Annotated in this window: 4 protein-coding genes and 1 pseudogene; 3 read left to right on the top strand and 2 right to left on the bottom strand. The window is 71.3% G+C overall.

Annotated elements, in window-relative coordinates:
* The first annotated feature begins 56 nt into the window (after nucleotides 1-56).
* Together ACWIF2_RS40295 and ACWIF2_RS40290 are read left to right on the top strand one after the other, a co-directional pair.
* The gene (locus tag ACWIF2_RS40295) at nucleotides 57-791 is read left to right on the top strand and encodes a bestrophin-like domain (protein ID WP_382487043.1); all 735 of its coding nucleotides are present in this window, start codon (nucleotides 57-59) and stop codon (nucleotides 789-791) included.
* Nucleotides 792-1,013: 222 nt separating this feature from the next.
* A complete protein-coding gene (locus ACWIF2_RS40290; protein ID WP_454366631.1) occupies nucleotides 1,014-1,574 on the top strand; it encodes a hypothetical protein in 561 nt (186 codons plus the stop codon).
* Nucleotides 1,575-1,692: 118 nt separating this feature from the next.
* Here ACWIF2_RS40290 and ACWIF2_RS40285 read toward each other — a convergent pair whose 3' ends face one another.
* The gene (locus ACWIF2_RS40285; protein ID WP_454366629.1) at nucleotides 1,693-2,181 is read right to left on the bottom strand and encodes a hypothetical protein; all 489 of its coding nucleotides are present in this window, start codon (nucleotides 2,179-2,181) and stop codon (nucleotides 1,693-1,695) included.
* Between the two features lie 350 nt (nucleotides 2,182-2,531).
* Here ACWIF2_RS40285 and ACWIF2_RS40280 point away from each other — a divergent pair, with 350 nt between their 5' ends.
* A complete protein-coding gene (locus ACWIF2_RS40280) occupies nucleotides 2,532-3,200 on the top strand; it encodes a class F sortase (protein WP_454366627.1) in 669 nt (222 codons plus the stop codon).
* A 38-nt stretch (nucleotides 3,201-3,238) separates the two neighbouring features.
* Here ACWIF2_RS40280 and ACWIF2_RS40275 read toward each other — a convergent pair.
* Nucleotides 3,239-3,353 (bottom strand): annotated as a pseudogene (locus ACWIF2_RS40275) (polysaccharide deacetylase family protein); the annotation flags it as partial.

Raw genomic sequence — 3,353 nt, 5'->3', positions numbered from 1 at the left:
GATCCCTGAAGCCCTGGAGGTACCTCTTGCCGGAATGGCTTGTTCTCACCCTCGCGATGCTGGCCGCCTGCGCCGTGGTGGTCATCATCACCCTCGTACGCCATCGCACGGCGTCCGACGACGAGGACCCCAGCGAGACCCCGGACGTCATCGAGTACATGACGATGTGGATCGGCGTGGTGTACGCCATCGTCCTGGGCCTGGCGATCGCCGGTGTCTGGGAGGGGCGCAGCGCCGCCCAGGACCACGTCCAGGCCGAGGCCACCGCGCTGCACGAGATCTCGGAGCGGGTCCGGGTCTATCCGGCCGACGCGCGCGACCGGATCCGGGACGACATCGATGCCTATGTGGGATACGTCGTCACCACCGAGTGGGACACCATGGCCGACGAGGGCCGGGTCACCGAGCGCGGCCACCGGCTCTTCGAGCGCGTCCGCCAGGACGTCACCGACTACGAGCCGAAGACGGACTTCCAGGCCCAGGCCTACCAGCCGCTCCTCGACCAGGTGACCGCGGCCAACCAGGCCCGGATCGCCCGGGCGGAGTCGACCGGGGAGACCATGCCGGGGGTGGTGTGGTTCGGGCTGATCGCGGGAGCCGTCGTCACCATCGGGATGATCTTCGCCCTGCAGATCCGCAGAACGACACGTGAAATGGTCCTCGCCGGGCTGTTCTCGGCGCTGATCGCCTTCCTGCTGTTCCTGATCTGGGACTTCGACTCGCCGTACAGCAGGGGTGTGACCGCGTCGGCGGACCCGTTCCTCAATCTCTTCCCGGGCGCCGGGGACTGACGGCGCCCGCACCACGGATCCGGGCCGGGGGGCGCGCGACACTCCGTCGCCGTCCCCCGGCCGCGGTACCGGAGTTCCCCCGGGCGGCCCACACGCATGCCCCATTCGCGCTACTGCGATCGCGCTGCGGCGCGCCCCTTCCTAGCGTTTCGGGCATCGAGGTGCATGTCTGACGTGAGCGGAACAGGTCCGCGGCTGCTCCTCGGGGACCCGGAGGTCACCATGCGCGCGATACGCGTCGCTTCGGCCATACTGCTGGGCGCCGGCGCCCTCGCCTCCTGCATGCCGACCGCCTACGCGGTGGTCCGGACCGATTTCGGCTTCAGCGTCGAGCCCTCCACCGTCGCGGCGGGCGAACGGGTCACCCTGCGGGTGGTCCGCAACGCGGCGTGCCGGGGAGAGGCGGTGGTCTCCTCACGGGTCTTCGACCTGGTCGCCATCCCGCCCCGGGAGTCGTCGGTGCGGGCCGTGGTCGACTGGGACGCCAAGCCCGGCGCCGTGTACGACGTGGAGTTCATCTGTGACGAGTCGAGCGGCACCGCGCGCCTGACCATCGCGGGCGGCCGTCCGACGCACCACCCCACACACCGGCCGACGCACCACTCCCCGCACCATCCGGGGGACCACCACGGTCACCCGTCGAAGGGGGCGCACGCCGGAGAGGGCGGCACCCTCGCGGGCTTCGACCTCAAGGAGATCGGCCTCGGCGCCGCGCTCATCGCCGGCGCGCTGGGGACGACCTACCACCTCGCACGCCGCCGCACCGACGAGGAAACCGGCTGACCGGCCCGGCGTGGCCGCCGCCCGCGGGACCTGTCCTCGCCCCGGGCCCTCGAGGGAACCGGGGCGAGGACCGTTCAGGTTCGACGCGCGACTCGCCGAACGAGCCGGAGGCGAGGCGTCAGACGCGCCGCTCGGCCCGGCGGCGCATCCAGAACACGCCGCCGCCGACGGCCGCCGCCGTCACGAGGCCGCCGCCGATGGCCACGTCGGTCGGGGTCGCACCGGTGGTGCTGCTGCCGCCGATACCGCCGCGGACACCGCCGATGACGGTGAAGGCGTGCGGCTTGGTCAGGGTCCGGCCGTCGCACCTGACCGTGATGTCGTACGGACCCGGGCGGGCGTTGTTCCTGATGGTGGCGGTGCCCCTCGCCGTCTCGTTGGCGCCGCGGATGGGCGAGAGCCTCGCCGGCATCGTGAACGCATCGGAGGTCGCCGTGCCGCCGCGGGGGCAGCCGTCGACCGTGATGGTCAGCTGACCGCCTCGGGCGATCACGCTGGGCAGGGCGACGATGTTGCTCGGTCTGTCCCACGCGACGGCCGCGGGGGCGGAGAGCCCGAGGGCGGCGACCGCCGCGCCGGCGACCGCCAGAGCACGAGTGTTACGCATGTGAACCTCCGCGGAAGACGCCCCGGGACCCGTCCCCGGTCGATCGGCGAGAAAGCGCCTCCCAGAAAGACAGTCAGTTGCTCTTCCCGGACCCGCATTTTGGGAATGGTCCGTCCTGGTGAGAGCGGATACCGCGGGAAATCCACGCAATCGGATATCGCCGCAGGTCACGGACCGTCAGAAATTTCCTCGCGGTGGCAACTCGGATGGCGCACCTGAAATGGCCGGGCCACCGACGCGGACCCGGGCCACCCGTTCGCCCCCGTCCCGTCGCCGGTTCCGTGCGCGGCACTTAGCGTTCTGATATGCGCGAAAGGCACGGCGACGGCCGCGTCGAGAGGGGATGGCGAATGTCTGCGTCCGAGCTGGCCCAGGCCGAAGAGGAGGCGCGGCCGAAGAAGCGCGCCCCGTGGGGCGTGATAGCGCTGGTTCTGCTGACCGGCCTCGCCCTCATCCGGAATGGTTCTGGGGAATTCGACGAGGGTCCGCCGCAGCCGGCGACGGCGGCCGCGCAGGACAGCCGGGTCCCCGGCGCCACCTTCGCCGGGACCGTACAGCCCCTGCCCTATTCCCTCCCGGACCGGGTCCGGATCCCGGCGATCCAGGTCGACTCGCCGATCATTCCGGTGGGCCTGGACGCGGACGGCTGGGTCGGCGCGCCCCCGCCGGAGGACCCGAACCTGGCGGGCTGGTTCACCGGGGCCGTCACCCCCGGCGAGAAGGGCACCGCGGTCGTCGTCGGCCATGTCGACAACCAGCTGGGCCCGGCCGTGTTCTACGCACTCGGCGCCCTGAAGAAGGGAAACCGCGTCGAGGTCGCCCGACAGGACGGAAAGACGGTCGTGTTCGAGATCTACGGCGTCGAGGTGTTCGAAAAGGACAACTTCCCGGGCGACCGTGTGTACGCGTCCAAGGGCGCGGCGGAACTGCGGGTCATCACCTGCGGCGGCGGTTTCTCCCAGCAGAACGGCTACGCGGGCAACGTCGTGGCCTTCGCCCGTGCGGTCGAGGTGCGCTGAGCGTTCCCTTCCGGGCGGGCGAAGCCTGACGGCTGCTTTCACGCGTAATGCCGCCGGGGGACGGAGACGTTGTAGCCGGCGTCCAGCAGCTGGGGCAGATAGCGCCGCAGGGCACGCACGCTCTGCGAGCGGTCGCCCCCGGCGTCGTGGGAG

This window comes from Streptomyces sp. NPDC055506, assembly GCF_053643595.1.
Note: the sequence above shows the minus strand (reverse complement) of the source record. Positions and strands in the feature narration are given on the sequence as shown.

Excerpts from the sequence above, each read along its gene's own strand:
- ACWIF2_RS40295 (WP_382487043.1), top strand. The coding sequence starts at position 57 with ATGCTGGCCGCCTGCGCCGTGGTGGTCATCATCACCCTCGTACGCCAT.
- ACWIF2_RS40290 (WP_454366631.1), top strand. The coding sequence starts at position 1,014 with ATGCGCGCGATACGCGTCGCTTCGGCCATACTGCTGGGCGCCGGCGCC.
- ACWIF2_RS40285 (WP_454366629.1), bottom strand. The coding sequence starts at position 2,181 with ATGCGTAACACTCGTGCTCTGGCGGTCGCCGGCGCGGCGGTCGCCGCC.
- ACWIF2_RS40280 (WP_454366627.1), top strand. The coding sequence starts at position 2,532 with ATGTCTGCGTCCGAGCTGGCCCAGGCCGAAGAGGAGGCGCGGCCGAAG.